The organism is uncultured Microbacterium sp. (genome assembly GCF_947489255.1).
Taxonomy (GTDB): domain Bacteria; phylum Actinomycetota; class Actinomycetes; order Actinomycetales; family Microbacteriaceae; genus Microbacterium; species Microbacterium phycohabitans.
Window position 1 is genome coordinate 1 of sequence record NZ_CANLCY010000004.1, and the last position, 14,911, is coordinate 14,911.

General features: G+C 71.2%; 12 protein-coding genes and 1 riboswitch. Of the genes, 4 read left to right on the plus strand and 8 right to left on the minus strand.

The window, feature by feature from the left end:
• Positions 1-203 precede the first annotated feature (203 nt).
• A riboswitch (ZMP/ZTP riboswitch) is annotated at positions 204-289 on the plus strand.
• A gap of 57 nt (positions 290-346) precedes the next feature.
• The 3 genes from glyA to Q0818_RS10505 all read left to right on the plus strand — a co-directional run bounded on the left by glyA (position 347) and on the right by Q0818_RS10505 (position 3,566).
• Positions 347-1,621, plus strand: a complete 1,275-nt coding sequence (gene glyA, locus Q0818_RS10495; RefSeq protein ID WP_298874278.1) for a serine hydroxymethyltransferase — start codon at positions 347-349, stop codon at positions 1,619-1,621.
• A gap of 343 nt (positions 1,622-1,964) precedes the next feature.
• Positions 1,965-2,846, plus strand: a complete 882-nt coding sequence (locus Q0818_RS10500) for a bifunctional methylenetetrahydrofolate dehydrogenase/methenyltetrahydrofolate cyclohydrolase (RefSeq protein WP_298874281.1) — start codon at positions 1,965-1,967, stop codon at positions 2,844-2,846.
• Between the two features lie 234 nt (positions 2,847-3,080).
• Positions 3,081-3,566 carry a cytochrome C5 gene (locus Q0818_RS10505; RefSeq protein WP_298874284.1) on the plus strand — a complete coding sequence of 162 codons (486 nt, stop codon included), beginning with the start codon at positions 3,081-3,083 and terminating at the stop codon, positions 3,564-3,566.
• 191 nt (positions 3,567-3,757) lie between these two features.
• On the opposite strand, the gene Q0818_RS10510 is transcribed toward Q0818_RS10505, so the two are convergent.
• From Q0818_RS10510 to Q0818_RS10535, 6 genes are all read right to left on the minus strand, one after another.
• Complete coding sequence (locus Q0818_RS10510; protein WP_298874288.1) at positions 3,758-4,558, minus strand: HpcH/HpaI aldolase/citrate lyase family protein; 801 nt, start codon at positions 4,556-4,558, stop codon at positions 3,758-3,760.
• Positions 4,543-5,328, minus strand: coding sequence for a fumarylacetoacetate hydrolase family protein (locus Q0818_RS10515; protein ID WP_298874290.1), 786 nt, complete (start codon positions 5,326-5,328; stop codon positions 4,543-4,545). The genes Q0818_RS10510 and Q0818_RS10515 overlap by 16 nt, the downstream gene beginning before the upstream one ends.
• Before the next feature lie 115 nt (positions 5,329-5,443).
• On the minus strand, positions 5,444-6,598 hold the full coding sequence (gene hpaD / locus Q0818_RS10520) for a 3,4-dihydroxyphenylacetate 2,3-dioxygenase (protein ID WP_298874293.1): 1,155 nt from the start codon (positions 6,596-6,598) through the stop codon (positions 5,444-5,446).
• A gap of 257 nt (positions 6,599-6,855) precedes the next feature.
• Positions 6,856-8,376: a 5-carboxymethyl-2-hydroxymuconate semialdehyde dehydrogenase gene (hpaE, locus tag Q0818_RS10525; RefSeq protein ID WP_298874297.1), complete on the minus strand. Its 1,521-nt coding sequence runs from the start codon at positions 8,374-8,376 to the stop codon at positions 6,856-6,858.
• A gap of 83 nt (positions 8,377-8,459) precedes the next feature.
• Positions 8,460-9,197 (minus strand): GntR family transcriptional regulator, encoded by a 738-nt coding sequence (locus Q0818_RS10530; protein ID WP_298874302.1) that lies wholly within the window; start codon positions 9,195-9,197, stop codon positions 8,460-8,462.
• Positions 9,197-10,723, minus strand: coding sequence for a fumarylacetoacetate hydrolase family protein (locus tag Q0818_RS10535; protein WP_298874304.1), 1,527 nt, complete (start codon positions 10,721-10,723; stop codon positions 9,197-9,199). Before Q0818_RS10535 ends, Q0818_RS10530 begins: the two co-directional genes overlap by 1 nt.
• Before the next feature lie 117 nt (positions 10,724-10,840).
• Between Q0818_RS10535 and Q0818_RS10540 the strand changes: the two genes are divergently transcribed.
• Positions 10,841-12,223 (plus strand): MFS transporter, encoded by a 1,383-nt coding sequence (locus tag Q0818_RS10540; protein ID WP_298874307.1) that lies wholly within the window; start codon positions 10,841-10,843, stop codon positions 12,221-12,223.
• Positions 12,224-12,291: 68 nt separating this feature from the next.
• Here Q0818_RS10540 and Q0818_RS10545 read toward each other — a convergent pair whose 3' ends face one another.
• Entirely contained in the window at positions 12,292-13,950 is a 1,659-nt protein-coding gene (locus Q0818_RS10545; RefSeq protein ID WP_298874310.1) for a thiamine pyrophosphate-binding protein, read from the minus strand.
• A gap of 203 nt (positions 13,951-14,153) precedes the next feature.
• Complete coding sequence (locus Q0818_RS10550; protein WP_298874313.1) at positions 14,154-14,858, minus strand: helix-turn-helix domain-containing protein; 705 nt, start codon at positions 14,856-14,858, stop codon at positions 14,154-14,156.
• Between the last annotated feature and the right edge of the window lie 53 nt (positions 14,859-14,911).

Here is a 14,911-nt window from a genome sequence, read left to right on the forward strand (position 1 = left end):
GGAGGTCCCTGAGCCTGTCGGAGGTCCCTGAGCCTGTCGGAGGTCCCTGAGCCTGTCGGAGGTCCCTGAGCCTGTCGAAGGGACCGCACCCGCGCGGACCCCGGCGGCTCCGACGACTGCAGCCGCCTCCGCGTCGCGCGGAACCTGTGCAGGAACGGTGGATGCCGGAATGCGCGGAAAGCGGCCACCTTTACCCGCTAAAGTGGCACCGTCGCGACTGGCGTTGAGGTGGGACACCACCGGGGAGCGACCGCTTGACGGTATTCGACCGCACGCCTGGGTCGATGCGGTATCTCCGCGGACTCGCCGAGTCTGCGGCATCCGGAACCATCGTCAAGGAGATCGCATGACCGATCCGTACTTCAACGCCCCGCTCTCGGAGGTCGACCCCGAGATCGCCCAGGTGCTCGAGCGCGAGCTCGACCGCCAGCGCGGCTATCTCGAGATGATCGCCTCCGAGAACTTCGTGCCCGTCTCGGTGCTGCAGTCGCAGGGCTCGGTGCTCACCAACAAGTACGCCGAGGGCTACCCGGGTCGCCGCTACTACGGCGGATGCGAAGAGGTCGACGTCGCCGAGTCGCTGGCGATCGAGCGCGCCAAGGAGCTCTTCGGTGCCGGGTTCGCCAACGTCCAGCCGCACTCCGGCGCCTCGGCGAACGCCGCCGTGCTGCACGCGATCGCCCGCCCCGGCGACACGCTGCTCGGCCTCGCCCTCGACCAGGGCGGCCACCTCACCCACGGCATGAAGATCAACTTCTCCGGCCGCCTCTACGACATCGTCGCCTACGGCGTCGACCCCGAGACCAGCGTCATCGACATGGACGAGGTGCGTCGCCTCGCCGTCGAGCACAAGCCGAAGGTCATCATCGCCGGCTGGTCGGCGTACCCCCGTCAGCTCGACTTCGCCGCCTTCCGCGCGATCGCCGACGAGGTGGGCGCTCTGCTCTGGGTCGACATGGCGCACTTCGCCGGTCTCGTGGCGGCGGGCGTGCACCCCTCGCCCATCCCTCACGCGCACGTCGTCTCGACCACCGTGCACAAGACGATCGGCGGCCCCCGCTCGGGCCTCATCCTCACCAACGACGCCGACCTGGCCAAGAAGATCAACACCGCGGTCTTCCCCGGACAGCAGGGCGGCCCGCTCATGCACGTCATCGCCGCGAAGGCCACGGCCTTCAAGCTCGCGATGACCCCGGAGTTCAAGGAACGCCAGGAGCGCACCCTGCGGGGCGCCTCGATCCTCGCCGACCGCCTCACCCAGGACGACGTCAAGAACGCCGGCATCGCCGTGCGCTCGGGCGGTACCGACGTGCACCTCGTGCTCGTCGACCTGCGCGAGGCCGAGATCGACGGCAAGCAGGCCGAAGACCTCCTGCACGACATCCACATCACGGTCAACCGCAACGCGGTGCCGAACGACCCGCGCCCGCCGATGGTGACCTCGGGTCTGCGCATCGGCACCCCGGCGCTCGCGACCCGCGGCTTCGGCGACGCCGAGTTCACCGAGGTGGCCGACATCATCGCCCTCGCGCTGATCCCCGGCGCCGACGTCGAGGCCCTGCGCGCCCGCGTCGCGAAGCTGGCCGACGCGTTCCCGCTGTACCCCGACCTGAAGCAGTGAGCCCCGGCCGGGGCGGGGTCGCTCCACGGCGGTCCCGTCCCGGCATCCAGCATCCGGCGTCGCGCGGCGCCGGGGTCGCGGCATCCGCCCCGGCATCCGGTTCCCGGCTTCCGCCGCGCGGGTCCGCGGCCCGGCATGTGCGTGGCAGAGAGCCGCGATAAACGCTCATTCTGCCGAGACACGGTGCGACGCCGCGTGTCTCGACAGGATCGGCGTTTATCGCGGGGCCGGCGGCGGCACAGCGCGGCAGCGGCACAGCGCGGCGGCGGCACAGCGCGGCTGCGATACAGCGCGGCGGCGGCACGGACACGACACCAACGACAGACACAGAACGAGGGATGCCATGACGGCGACGATTCTCGACGGTAAGGCCGCATCGGCGGCGATCAAGGCCGAGCTCACCGAGCGCGTGGCCGCTCTGCGCGAGCGCGGCATCGTCCCGGGCATCGCGACGGTGCTCGTGGGAGCCGATCCCGCCTCGCAGCTCTACGTCGGCATGAAGCACAAGCAGTCCGAGGCGATCGGCATGAACTCGATCCAGGTCGAGCTGCCCGCCGAAGCGACGCAGGAGGAGGTCGAGGCGGTCATCGACGGCCTCAACGCCGACCCCGCGTGTCACGGCTACATCGTGCAGCTGCCGCTGCCGAAGCACATCGACACGGACGCGATCCTCGAGCGCATCGATCCGGCGAAGGATGCCGACGGCCTGCACCCCACCAACCTCGGCCGCCTCGTGCTCAACGTCAACGCGCCCATCCACACCCCGCTGCCCTGCACGCCGCGCGGCGTGATCGAGCTGCTGCTCCGCAACGACTACGACCTCACAGGCAAGGAGGTCGTGGTCGTGGGCCGGGGCGTCACGATCGGCCGCTCCATCGGCCTCTTGCTGACCCGTCGCGAGATCAACGCGACCGTCACGCTGACCCACACCGGTACGGCCGACCTCGCGACGCACCTGCGCCAGGCCGACGTGATCGTCGCGGCCGCGGGCGTCAAGCACATCGTCCGCGCGGAAGACGTCAAGCCCGGCGCCGCCGTCCTCGACGTCGGCGTCACGCGCGAGACCGACCCCGAGACGGGGAAGTCGCGCGTGTACGGCGACGTGCACCCCGACGTGGCCGAGGTCGCCGGTTTCCTCTCGCCCAACCCGGGGGGCGTGGGCCCGATGACCGTGGCGCTGCTGATGACGAACGTGGTGGAGGCGGCGGAGCGCGCGTCGGCCTGACACGGCCGCCGACCCGGCGGTCCCGCCGCGGGAACGAACGCGGGGCGCCCGCCCGTGCGGTGATGCCTCGGATCGCACCCCACTCGGATACGGCGCACGCCGGACCGAGGCCGTGCGCGATCCGCCCCCGCGCCACCGTCGATCGGTGAACCACGACCTGCCGCCGGCTGAACACACGGAGCGTCGCCCGCAATGGGGGAGGCGAGAGCCCTCCGGACGTGTCAGAGTTTGTACATGACTGAGTCCGTGCTGAACGACCTCCTCCGCCGCGTCACCGAGAGCGGCCTTCTCGACGACGCCCAGATCGACGAAGACAGCGTCATCGGTGCGGGCCACCTCGATGCCGCCGGCGTCGAGGTCGAGGTCGACCTCGACCCCGAGATCGATGAGGAAGACGAGCCCGACCTCGACGCGATCATGACCGGCCTGAAGGACATCCTCTCGGTCGGCGAGGAGCGTTGGCGTGCGATCGTCGAAGAGGTCGCGAGCGACATCGAAGACGCCCTCGACGACGGAGAGCTCGACGCCGACGTCGACCTGCGCACCGACCTCGAGGCCATCGGCGTGGGCGTGTTCGCCGACGCGATCATCGTGGTTTTCGCCGGACAGACCTCGTTCCCCGACGCCCTGGTGCACGTGCAGCTCACGCCCGAGCTCGAGGTCGAGGACATCGAGATCATCGGCGATGACGACGACGAGGAAGACGACGACGAGGACTGACCTCGACACGACGACGGGCCGGGCGAGAGATCGTCCGGCCCGTCGGCGTTTCCCGGATGGTCGCCCGCCGCGTGAGTGGCGCGTGCCGAACTCCGGAGAATGGGGCGCCGCACCGGGCCCGGGCGGCAAAAGCGCGCGATCGGCGTCTGGACCACCGGAGTTCGGTACGCGGTCGCGTTGCCGGGGCTGCGTCAGTAACTGTCGCGCTGCTCCCCGCGCGCGGTGACGAAGCGCGCGGCGAGTGCCTCGGAGGCGCGAGCCAGCAGCGCGACGTCGGCGCCGACCGCCACGAAGTCCGCCCCGGCGTCGAGATACGCCTCGGCCACCGCGGGGTCGAAGGCGTTCACGCCGACCGGGGTCCCGGCATCCCGGCAGGCGGCGAAGACGGCGTGCACGGCGGCGACCACGTCGGGGTGCGACTGCTGTCCGAGGAGCCCCATCGAGGCCGACAGGTCGCTGGGGCCGACGAAGACGGCATCCACCCCCTCGACGGCCGCGATCTCGGCGGCGTCCGCAACGCCGGCGGTCGTCTCGATCTGCACGGTCAGCGACACATGCTCGGACGCGTCGGCGAGGTAGCCGTCGACGCGGTTCCAGCGGGCACTGCGGGCGAGGGCGCTGCCGACCCCGCGGACACCGACGGGCGGGTAGCGCGTGGCGGCGACGGCGGCGCGGGCTTCAGCGGCGGAGGAGACCATCGGCACGATGAGATTCTGCGCACCCGCGTCGAGCACCTGCTTGATGAGCACGGGGTCGTTCCACGGCACGCGCACGACCGGGGTCACGGGGTAGGCGGCGGCCACCTGCAGCTGCACCAGGACCGTCTCGATCGAGAGCGCGGAATGCTCCATGTCGATGAGCAGCCAGTCCAGGCCCGAGCCCGCCGCGATCTCGGTCACCGTCGCGCTGCCCGAGCACACCCACATGCCGGCCAGAGGACGACCGGATGCCGCGAGGGCGGCCCGGAAGGTGGGGCTCAGACGAAGCGGCACGAGATCGTTCCCATCGGTCCGTAGTCGCACAGCACGTCGTCGCCCTGCGCCACCCACATCGGGCGTGTGAACGATCCTGCCAGGATGATCTCGCCCGCCTCCAGCCGCGCGCCGTGCTGGTGGAACTTGTTCGCCAGCCACGCGACGCCCGTCGCGGGGTGGCCGAGAACGCCCGCGGCGACGCCGGTCTCCTCGATCTCGCCGTTACGGCTCAGCACGCCGGGCACCCACCGCAGGTCAATCTCGTCGGGCCGCTTGTGCACGTCGCCGAGCACCATCGCGCCGTAGGCGGCGTTGTCGCTGATGGTGTCGACGATCGTGCGCCCCTCGAGCTCGATGTGCGAGTTGAGCACCTCGAGGGCGGGGACGGCGTAGTCGATCGCGGCGAGGGCGTCATCCAGCGTGCAGTCGGGTCCCTCGAGCGGGGTCTTCAGCACGAAGGCCAGCTCGACCTCGATGCGCACGTTGGAGAACAGCGCGACGGGGATCTCATCTCCCGAGCGGTACACGGTGTCGTCGAACATGACGCCGTAGTCGGGCTCGGTGATGCCGGTGGCCTGCTGCATCGCCTTGGAGGTCAGGCCGATCTTGCGCCCCACCAGGGTGCGACCGGCGGCGAGCTGCGTATCGCGCCAACGGCCCTGGACGCGGTACGAGTCGTCGACCGTGGCATCCGGATACCGCGCGGTGATGCGCGGGATGACCGCGTGCGCCCGGTCGGCCTCGGCGAGTTCGGCGGCGATGGCGTCGATCTGCTGTTCGGTGAGCATGTGTTCCTCTCCACATGACGACCGTCCCACTTATGGCGGTGCGTGTCCCGATCGTGGTCGGTTGAGAGGGGCTCAACCAGCCATAAGTGGGACATCGTCCGGTCGGAGGGGGGGGTCAGAGCTGGTTGCCGAGCTTGAACTCGGCGGGGGCGGATGCCGCGGGCTCGGGGGCGCGGGTGTAGCTGAAGCCGTCGGCGCCGATGGTCACGGCCATCTCGCTGGAGTCCTCGCGGGCGCGAACGGGCTGGGGGTTGCCGTCGAGGTCGAGCACGAGGGAGCCGTCGGTGTACCAGGAGGGCACGACGGGGTTGCCCCACCAGTCGCGGCGCTGGTTGTCGTGGACGTCCCAGGTGATGACGGGGTTGTCGGGGTCGCCGGTGTAGTAGTCCTGCGTGTAGATCTCGACGCGGTGGCCGTCGGGGTCGCGCAGATACAGGTAGAACGCGTTCGAGACGCCGTGGCGGCCGGGGCCGCGCTCGATGGCATCCGATCGGCGGAGGGCGCCGAGCTTGTCGCAGATCGCGAGGATGTTGTGCTTCTCGTGCGTGGCGAAGCACACGTGATGCATGCGCGGGCCGTCACCGCCGGTCATGGCGGTGTCGTGCACGGTGGGCTTGCGGCGCATCCAGGCGGCGTAGACCGTGCCCTCTTCGTCCTGGATGTCCTCGGTGACGCGGAAGCCCAGCGACTGCATGAAGTTCACCGCGCGGGGCACGTCGGGGGTGATCTGGTTGAAGTGGTCGAGACGCACGAGCTCACCGGGGGAGTGCAGGTCGTAGCGCCACGACAGACGCTCCTGGTGCTCGGTGTCGAAGAAGAACTCGTACGGGAAGCCGAGCGGGTCGACCACGCGCACGGAGTCGCCGATGCCCTTGGTGAAGCCGTTCGGCTCTCGGCGCACGTCGCAGCCGAGCTCGGTGTAGAACGCGACGGCCTTGTCGAGGTCGTCGGCCGAGCGCACGCGGTACGAGAACGCGGCGACGGCGGCGACATCGCCTCGGCGCAGCACCAGGTTGTGGTGGATGAACTCCTCGGTCGAGCGGAGGTAGATCGCCTCGTCGTCCTCCTCGGTGACGTGCAGGCCCAGCACGTCGACGTAGAAGACCCGGGATGCCGCGAGGTCGGTGACCACGAGCTCCATGTACGCGCAGCGCAGGATGTCGGGCGCGGGGGAGGAGGGGGTGGGGATGGGGTCGTCGGAGACGATGGGGGCCTCCTGGGTCACCCAGAATCCGGAGGAGGTCTTCTGCTCTTCGGTGTGCTTTGCCATGGTTCGCGTCCTTGCGTGATTCTTCGTCTGCGGGTCGGGGTGGCTTCGACGGGCTTAGCCACCGTGGGGCGGAGGTCCCTGAGCCTGTCGAAGGGACCGGGCGTCGTGCGGGTCGGGGGTGGGGGGGCTTCGACAGGCTCAGCCACCGCGGGCCAGGCTCAGCCACCGCGGGCCGGGCTCGGCCACCGCGGGCCGGGCTCGGCCGCCGCGGGCCGGGCTCGGCCGCCACGGGACGGGCTCAGCCGCGCCCGCCGGCGTCAGTGCGCCGGCGCCTTGCCGAAGGTGGGATTGTGGGCGCCGCCGAGCGTGATGTGCACGGCCTGCTGGTCGGTGTAGAAGTCGATCGAGCGGTAGCCGCCCTCGTGGCCGAGCCCCGAGGCCTTCACCCCGCCGAACGGGGTGCGCAGGTCGCGGACGTTGTTGGAGTTCAGCCACACCATGCCGGCCTCGACGTTCTGCGCGAAGAGGTGCGCGCGCTTCAGGTCGTTGGTCCAGACGTAGGCGGCGAGGCCGTACCGGGTGTCGTTCGCGAGGGTGAGCGCCTCGGCATCCGTGTCGAAGGGGGTGATCGCCACGACCGGGCCGAAGATCTCCTCCTGGAAGATGCGGGTGTCGGGGGCGACGTCGGCGAAGACGGTGGGGCGCACGAAGTTGCCCTCGGGGAACTCGTCGGGTCGGCCGCCGCCGGCGACCAGGCGCCCCTCGGTCTTGCCGAGCTCGACATACGACATGACCTTGGCGTAGTGCTCGGGGTGCACGAGGGCACCGACCTCGGTCGCCGGGTCGTCGGGGTAGCCGACCTTCACGCGATCGGCCTGCGCGGCGTAGCGCTCGACGAACGCGTCGTACACCGAACGCTCGACCAGGATGCGGCTGCCCGCGGTGCAACGCTCGCCGTTGAGCGAGAACACTCCGAAGATCGTCGCGTCGATCGCGGCATCCAGGTCGGCATCCGCGAACACGATCGCGGGGCTCTTGCCGCCGAGCTCCATGGAGAGGCCCTTCAAGAAGGGCGCGGCATTCGCGAAGATGAGCTGCCCGGTGCTGCTCTCGCCGGTGAAGGAGATGAGCGGCACGTCGGGGTGCTTCACGAGCGCGTCGCCGGCGTCTTCGCCGAGACCGTTGACGAGGTTGAACACGCCCTCGGGAAGGCCCGCCTCCTCGAAGATCCCGGCCCACAGCGACGCCGACAGCGGAGTGAACTCGGCGGGCTTGAGCACCACGGTGTTGCCGGTCGCCAGGGCCGGCCCCAGCTTCCACGACTCGAGCATGAAGGGCGTGTTCCACGGCGTGATGAGGCCCGCGACGCCGATCGGCTTGCGGTTGACGTAGTTGAGCTGGCGTCCGGGCACCTTGAACGCGTCGTCGGTCTGGGCGACGATCAGGTCGGCGAAGAAGCGGAAGTTCTCCGCGGCGCGGCGGGCCTGGCCGAGCGCCTGGGTGATCGGCAGCCCCGAGTCGAAGGACTCGAGCTCGGCCAAGCGCTCGTCGCGCGACTCGACGATGTCGGCGATGCGGTGCAGCACGCGCGAGCGTTCGCGGGGGAGCATGCGCGGCCACGGCCCCTCGGTGAACGCCGTCCGCGCCGCGGCGACGGCCAGGTCGACGTCGGCCTTCTTGCCGGCCGCGGCCGTGACGTAGGTCTCGTTGGTCACGGGGTCGAGCACGTCGAACGTGTCGCCGTCGACCGAGTCGACGAAGCGTCCGCCGATGTAGTGCCGGATGCGCTCGGGCAGATCGGCCGGGATCCGGCGGGCGGTGGTCAGCGGAGTGGTCATGAGTGCTCCTTCGGTGAAGAGGGGTGGATGCCGGGACCTCGGCTCCGTGACGGCGACGTCGCGGGGGTGGGCGGCATCCGGGGTCAGAAAGCGGGCAGGCCGAGCACCTCGTCGGGGTGCTCGTGGATCATGTAGGCGTCGAGGGTGGCGGAGCGGTGGCGTCGCGAGACCTTCTCGATCTCGGCGAGCGGGGCGCCCGTCTCGATGAGCACGAGGATGTTCTCGTGCTCGCGCACCGACTCGGCGGCGCGGCCGGGGACGAAGCTGAACGTCGAGTCGCGCAGGTGTCCGAGGCGCGCCCACTCGGCTCGGACGAGTTCGAGCATGCGCGGGTTGGCGCATCTCTCGAAGAGGATCGCGTGGAACTCCTGGTTGAGCGCCGTGAAGGCGCGCGGGTCGAAGTGCTCGAGCGTCTCGACCATCAGCTCGTTCACCTGACGGGCGCGGCGCACGTCGTCGACGGTGAGCGCCCGCGCCGACAGAGCGGTCGCGGCGCCTTCGAGCAGGCTCAGCGCCTGCATGCTGAAGCGGTAGGCGGTGTCGTCGACCATCGAGACGCGCGCGCCGACGTTGCGCTCGAACATCACCAGGCCCTCGGCCTCGAGCTGGCGGATCGCCTCGCGCACGGGCACGACGCTCATGTCGAGCTCGCCGGCGATGGTGCCGAGCACCAGGCGGTAGCCGGGGGTGAACTCCTGCGAGGCGATGCGGTCTTTGATCCAGCGATACGCCTGCTGCGACTTGCTCTGCGCGCTCGCGGGGGCTGACGTGGGCTGCGCGGCGCGCGAGCCGATCGGCGTCGCGGGGGTGGCGGCATCCATCAGTTCTGCCTCTCGTTCTCGAAGCGGGCGCGCCACTCCGCGTTCATCGGGAACAGTCCCTCGACGGGGTGACCGGATGCCACCTGCCGGGCGATCCACGCGTCTTCCTCCTCTTGGGCGAGGGCGGCGTCGACCACCTCCTCGGCCATCGCGGGCGGGATGACGATCACGCCGTCGCCGTCGCCGACGAGGATGTCGCCGGGCTCGACGGTCGTGCCGCCGCAGCCGACGGCCACGTCGGTCTCCCACGGCACGTGCCGCCGACCCAGGACCGCCGGGTGCGGACCGGCCGTGAACACCGGGATGCCGACCGCGGCCACGGCCTCGGCATCGCGCACTCCGCCGTCGGTGACGATCGCCGCGGCGCCCCGCGCGTGGGCGCGGATCGCGAGGATGTCGCCGAGCGTGCCCGAGCCGCGCTCGCCGCGGGCCTCGATGACCAGGACCTCGCCCTCCTCCACCGCGTCGAACGCGCGCTTCTGGGCGTTCTGACCGCCGCCGCGCGCCGCGAAGAGGTCTTCGCGGTGGGGGAGGAAGCGGAGCGTGCGGGCGGTGCCGACGAAGCGGCTGCCCGGGGTGAGGGCGTGCACGCCGTCGATCGTGACGTCGTTCAGGCCGCGCTTGCGCAGCTGTCCGCTGAGGGCGGCGACCGGGACGCGCGAGAGCTTGTCGCGCAGGGTGGGGGAGAGGGGGGAGGCGTCGGCGGGAACAGGCTGTTCGGCGGCGCGCGGCGCTGTTTCCGCGTGATCGCGTGCTGCGGCGAGGGCCCCGGCGGCCGCCGCCTCGGCCGAGCCCCACGCCTCGGTGCGCTGGGTGTCGTCGACCGCGGGGAGCGAGCCGACCGCGGCGTCGAAGGATCGCCCGCCCTCGACCACCGTGGTGCGCAGGCGTCCGGTCGAGTGGTCTCCGGCATCCACCTGCACCTCGACGACCTGGCCGGGCATGACGACCGAGGAGCCCGCGGGCGTGCCCGTGAGGATGACGTCTCCGGTCTCGAGGGTGAAGTGCTGCGAGAGGTCGGCGACGATCTGGGCGAGCGAGAAGATGAGCCCAGCCGTGGTGTCGTCCTGCACGAGCGCGCCGTCGACCCACGTGCGCAGGCGCAGCGCGGTCGGATCGACCTCGCGGGCGTCGATGAGCGCGGGGCCGAGGGGCGTGTAGCCGTCGCCGCCCTTGGAGCGCACGTTCGAGCCCTTGTCGTTCGCGCGAAGGTCGTAGAGGCCGAAGTCGTTCGCGGCGGTGACGGATGCCACGTGCGACCACGCGGCATCCGGGGCCACCCATCGGGCGGGCTCGCCGATGACGAGCGCGATCTCTCCCTCGAACGCCAGGAGTTCGGTGCCGGCGGGGCGCACGATCTCGGCGCCCGAGGGGGCGAGCGAGCTCGACGGCTTGAAGAAGTACGACGGGGACGCCGGGCGGCGTCCGCGCTGATCGGCGCGCGAGCCGTACGAGAGATGGACGGCCACGATCTTGCCCGGGCGCCCGCCGAGGACGGTGAACCGGGGGTCGGTGGTGTCGTTCATGAAGCTCCCTTGCGTCGTATTTGAAATCGTATACGATGACGAACGCCCCAGCAACACGTGCTTCGTCACCGACGACGACGTCCGGGGCCACGACGATGACGTCTCGAAGGAGCCCCCATGTCCCGTTCCCAGCCGCCGGGTTTCACGCCGACCGGCACCATCTCGACCTCCGCCGATCGCCGCCGCGTGGTCTTCGCCACGGTGGTCGGCACCACCGTCGAGTGGTACGACTTCTTCCTCTACGCCTCGGCCGCGGGTCTCGTCTTCGGCCAGCTGTTCTTCGCCCCCGCCGGCCCCGGTATCGCGCAGATCCTGTCGTTCCTGACGGTGGGTCTGAGCTTCCTGTTCCGGCCCCTCGGTGCGTTCCTGGCCGGGCACCTCGGCGACAAGTACGGCCGCCGCGTCGTGCTGATGATCACGCTGATCCTCATGGGCGCCTCGACGACCCTGATCGGCGTGCTGCCGACCTACGAGGTGATCGGGGTCGCTGCTCCCGTGCTGCTGATCCTGCTGCGCGTGCTGCAGGGCATCTCGGCGGGCGGCGAGTGGGGTGGTGCGGTGCTCATGGCCGTCGAGCACGCCCCCAAGACCAAGCGCAGCCTCTTCGGGGCCTCGCCGCAGCTCGGTGTCCCCCTCGGCCTGCTGCTCGCGAGCGGCATGCTCGGTCTCATGGCCGTGGTCGCCCCCGGTGACGCGTTCCTCGCGTGGGGCTGGCGCGTGCCGTTCCTGCTGTCGTTCGTGCTGATCCTCATCGGCTTCTACGTGCGGCGGAAGGTCGAGGAGAGCCCGGTGTTCGTCGAGCTCGCCGAGCGCAAGGAGAAGACGCGGATGCCGATCGTGCAGCTGTTCCGTACGCACGCTCTGCTCGTGATCATCGCCGCGTTCGTGTTCGCCGGCAACAACGCGGTGGGGTACATGACCACCGGCGGGTACATCCAGCGCTACGCGACCAACCCCGACGGCCCGGTGGGCCTGGCGACCGCCGACGTGCTCGGCGCCGTGACGATCTCGGCGGTGTCGTGGCTCGTCTTCACGTGGATCGGCGGGTGGATCGGCGACGTCATCGGCCGGCGCACCACCTACCTCGTCGGCTGGGCGGCGCTGCTGGTGGGCGTGTTCCTGCTGTTCCCGCTCGTGAACACCGCGAACATCGCCCTGCTCACCCTCGGCCTCGTCGTACTGACGGTGGGCCTCGGTCTCACCTACGGACCCCAGGCCGCGCTGTACGCCGAGCTGTTCCCGGCATCCATCCGCTTCTCGGGGGTGTCGATCTCGTACGCGCTCGGCGCGATCCTGGGCGGCGCGTTCGCCCCGACGATCGCCGAGGCACTGGTCAAGGCGACCGGGTCGACGACCTCGGTCACCTGGTACCTCGCGGGCATGGTCGTGCTCGGCGCGATCGCCACTCTGCTGCTGCGCGACCGCAGCGGCATCCCGCTCGGTCCCGACCACGAGGCCGAGCAGGCGGTCAGCCCGGTGCGGGGACTGTCGAAGGTCTGAGTCGCGGGTCGAACGGCCCCGTCGCGCTCCGGTGCAGCGGGGTCGTTCGTCTGCGCATCCCCGCGCGCTCAGCGGGCGGCGATCTCTTCCCAGAACGGCGCCACCACGGCCGCGCTGACGCGCAGGTCGAGCATGAGGAACCGCCGGTCCTCGACCCCGCGGGCGACCCAGGATGCCAGGCCCTCGAGGTCGTCGACGGACTCGACCACCACGCCCTCGGCGCCGAATCCGCGCGCGACGGCGGCGAAGTCGACCTGGGGGATGAGCATGGGGTCGGGGTGCAGACCCTTCACGCCGTAGTTGAGCACCTCGGCGCCGTACTGCGCGTCGTTCCAGACCACGGCGATGCCACGGCCCCCGGCGACCCGGATCGCCGTCTCGAGGTCGGCGAGGGCCATGAGTCCGCCGCCGTCGCCCGTCGTCAGCACGATGGTCGAGTCGGGGCGGGCGACCGCGGCCCCCGGGACGCTCGGGAAACCGAGGCCGATCGACTGGTAGGCCGTTCCGACCATGATCATGCGGTCGGGCGAGGCCACCGGCCAGTACATGTTCGACCAGCCGAGGAAGTGCCCGCCGTCGGAGACGACCACCCGGTCCTCGGGCAGCAGCTCTGCGATGCGCGCGGCCGCGGTGCGCGGATCGAGGCGTCCGTCGGGGCCGTGGCCGTGTCCCTCGGGCTGGCGCCTTGCCGCGACGAGGTCGAGACCGCGTCCCCACGACGACGGGGTCGCCCCGCGATCGCGCAGACGGCGCCCGATCTCGGCGGCGACGTCGGCGGCATCCCCTCGCACGTACCCGCCGATGTGCGGGTGCGTCGCGGTCGGCGCGAGGTCGACCTGGAAGACGCGCGTGCCGGGGGCGAAGAGCTCGCCGAATCGCATCGTGAACTGGTTCAGTCCCGCGCCGAAGACGACGGCGACATCGGCCCGACGCACGAGCTCCATCGCGCCGGGCGCGCCGAAGCCGCCCGCCACGCCGAGGTCGCGCGCGGGGTCGGAGAACAGACCGCGGCCCAGGGCGCTGGTGGTGGTGAGGGCGCCGGTCAGAGCGGCGATGTCGTCGAGGGCGGCGCCCGCCCCGGCGAGCCACGCACCGCGTCCGCCGAGCAGCAGCGGCCGCTCCGCGGTGGCCAAGGCGTCGGCGATCTGGTCGATGACCGCGTCGGCGTAGGCGCCGAGAGGGGGGTGCTCGGGCGTCACCTGGGGCTCGGCGCCGGGGGCCGTGGCATCCGGGATCGGTCCGGCCTCACGGGTCGCGACGTCGTACGGGATGCCGATGACCACGGGAAGGCGATAGGTGAGGGCGTGCTCGATCGCGATGACGATCGTCGCCGCCGCGTCGCGGTGGCCGACCGTGTAGGTCCGCGCGCCGACCGCCGCGGCGAGGGCGATCTGATCGACGCCCCACGGCCGGGGGCCCGAGGTCGGCTCGTCGCCCACGATCAGCACGAGCGGCGTGCGCGCCTGCACGGCCTCCGCCAGCGCGGTGAGGGTGTTGGTGAAGCCCGCGCCGTAGGTCGCGGTGGCGGCGGCGAGGCGTCCGCAGGCGCGATAGTGCGCGTCGGCGGCGACCACTCCGGCCGCTTCGTGCCGCACGGCGACGAAGCCCGAGCCGGTGTCGCGCCCGAGCGCGTCGAGGAAGTAGGCGTTGCCGTTGCCCATGACGCCGAAGACGGTGTCGATGTGGCGGGCGAGGGTGTGCGCGACGTGCGCGGAGACGGTGGGCATGACGAAGGAGGCCTTTCGAGACGAACGGGATGGATGCCGTATGTGTCTCGCGGGGACTCCGCTACGTGCCCTTTTTTCGAGCAGCGACCCACGACCTCGTGCGCCTGACGGGATCGAGTATAGGGGCGCGAGTCGCCAACATTCGTCGCTTCAGCGGGTGGGGAGGCGACAGATCGTGGCGACTCGCGCGGGGGAGGCGGTGGTCAGAGCGTCCCGCGAATCGCCTCCGCCGCAGCCGCAAGCCGCGCCGCGATCGCGGCGTCGTCCAGATCGCTGCTTACGTGGACCGCCGCCACCGCCGCGGGCTCGCGACCCTGCACCGACAGCGACACCGCGACCGCGCGCAGCGAGGGGACGACTTCGTCGTGGCTCGTCGCCCACCCGCGCTCCGCGGCATCCGCCACCTCCGCCGCGAGGCGCGCGTCGACATCGTCGGGCCATCGCCGCGGCGGCAGTTGCGCGAGGATCGCGCGCCCCGGGGCTCCCCGGGTGACCGGATGCCGCGCCCCGGGTCGTTGCGCGACCGCGGTGACCGCGTGGCGGGGCTCGACGCTCGTGAGTGTCACGCATTCGTCGTGGTCGAGCACGACGAGGAAGCACGTCATGCCGAGATCGTTCGCGGCGGCCGTCAGTTCAGGCAGCGCCTCGGCCTGCAGGTCGGCGGCGACGCCGGCGGCGAGAGCTGCGAGTCCCGTTCCCAGGCGCACCGCGCCCGCGGCATCCCTCGTCACCAGCCCGTGGTCCTCGAGGGTGCGGAGCAGCCGGTAGGCGACGGAGCGGTGCAGGTCGACCCGCTGCGCGAGCTCGTCGATCGTGAGCGGCGTGCGGGCGTCGGCGAGGTGTTCGAGCAGGCGGATGCCACGGCTAAGCGTCTGCGAGGCGGGGGAGGAGTCTTGCCGTGCGGGCATGGAGCGGCTAGCCTCTCGTTCGATAGCAGAACGCTGTGTTCGAATATAGAACA

Bases quoted from the DNA above. Each gene is read 5' to 3' on its own strand.
- glyA (WP_298874278.1), top strand. From the start codon at position 347: ATGACCGATCCGTACTTCAACGCCCCGCTCTCGGAGGTCGACCCCGAG.
- Q0818_RS10500 (WP_298874281.1), top strand. From the start codon at position 1,965: ATGACGGCGACGATTCTCGACGGTAAGGCCGCATCGGCGGCGATCAAG.
- Q0818_RS10505 (WP_298874284.1), top strand. From the start codon at position 3,081: ATGACTGAGTCCGTGCTGAACGACCTCCTCCGCCGCGTCACCGAGAGC.
- Q0818_RS10515 (WP_298874290.1), bottom strand. From the start codon at position 5,328: ATGCTCACCGAACAGCAGATCGACGCCATCGCCGCCGAACTCGCCGAG.
- hpaD (WP_298874293.1), bottom strand. From the start codon at position 6,598: ATGGCAAAGCACACCGAAGAGCAGAAGACCTCCTCCGGATTCTGGGTG.
- hpaE (WP_298874297.1), bottom strand. From the start codon at position 8,376: ATGACCACTCCGCTGACCACCGCCCGCCGGATCCCGGCCGATCTGCCC.
- Q0818_RS10530 (WP_298874302.1), bottom strand. From the start codon at position 9,197: ATGGATGCCGCCACCCCCGCGACGCCGATCGGCTCGCGCGCCGCGCAG.
- Q0818_RS10535 (WP_298874304.1), bottom strand. From the start codon at position 10,723: ATGAACGACACCACCGACCCCCGGTTCACCGTCCTCGGCGGGCGCCCG.
- Q0818_RS10540 (WP_298874307.1), top strand. From the start codon at position 10,841: ATGTCCCGTTCCCAGCCGCCGGGTTTCACGCCGACCGGCACCATCTCG.
- Q0818_RS10545 (WP_298874310.1), bottom strand. From the start codon at position 13,950: ATGCCCACCGTCTCCGCGCACGTCGCGCACACCCTCGCCCGCCACATC.
- Q0818_RS10550 (WP_298874313.1), bottom strand. From the start codon at position 14,858: ATGCCCGCACGGCAAGACTCCTCCCCCGCCTCGCAGACGCTTAGCCGT.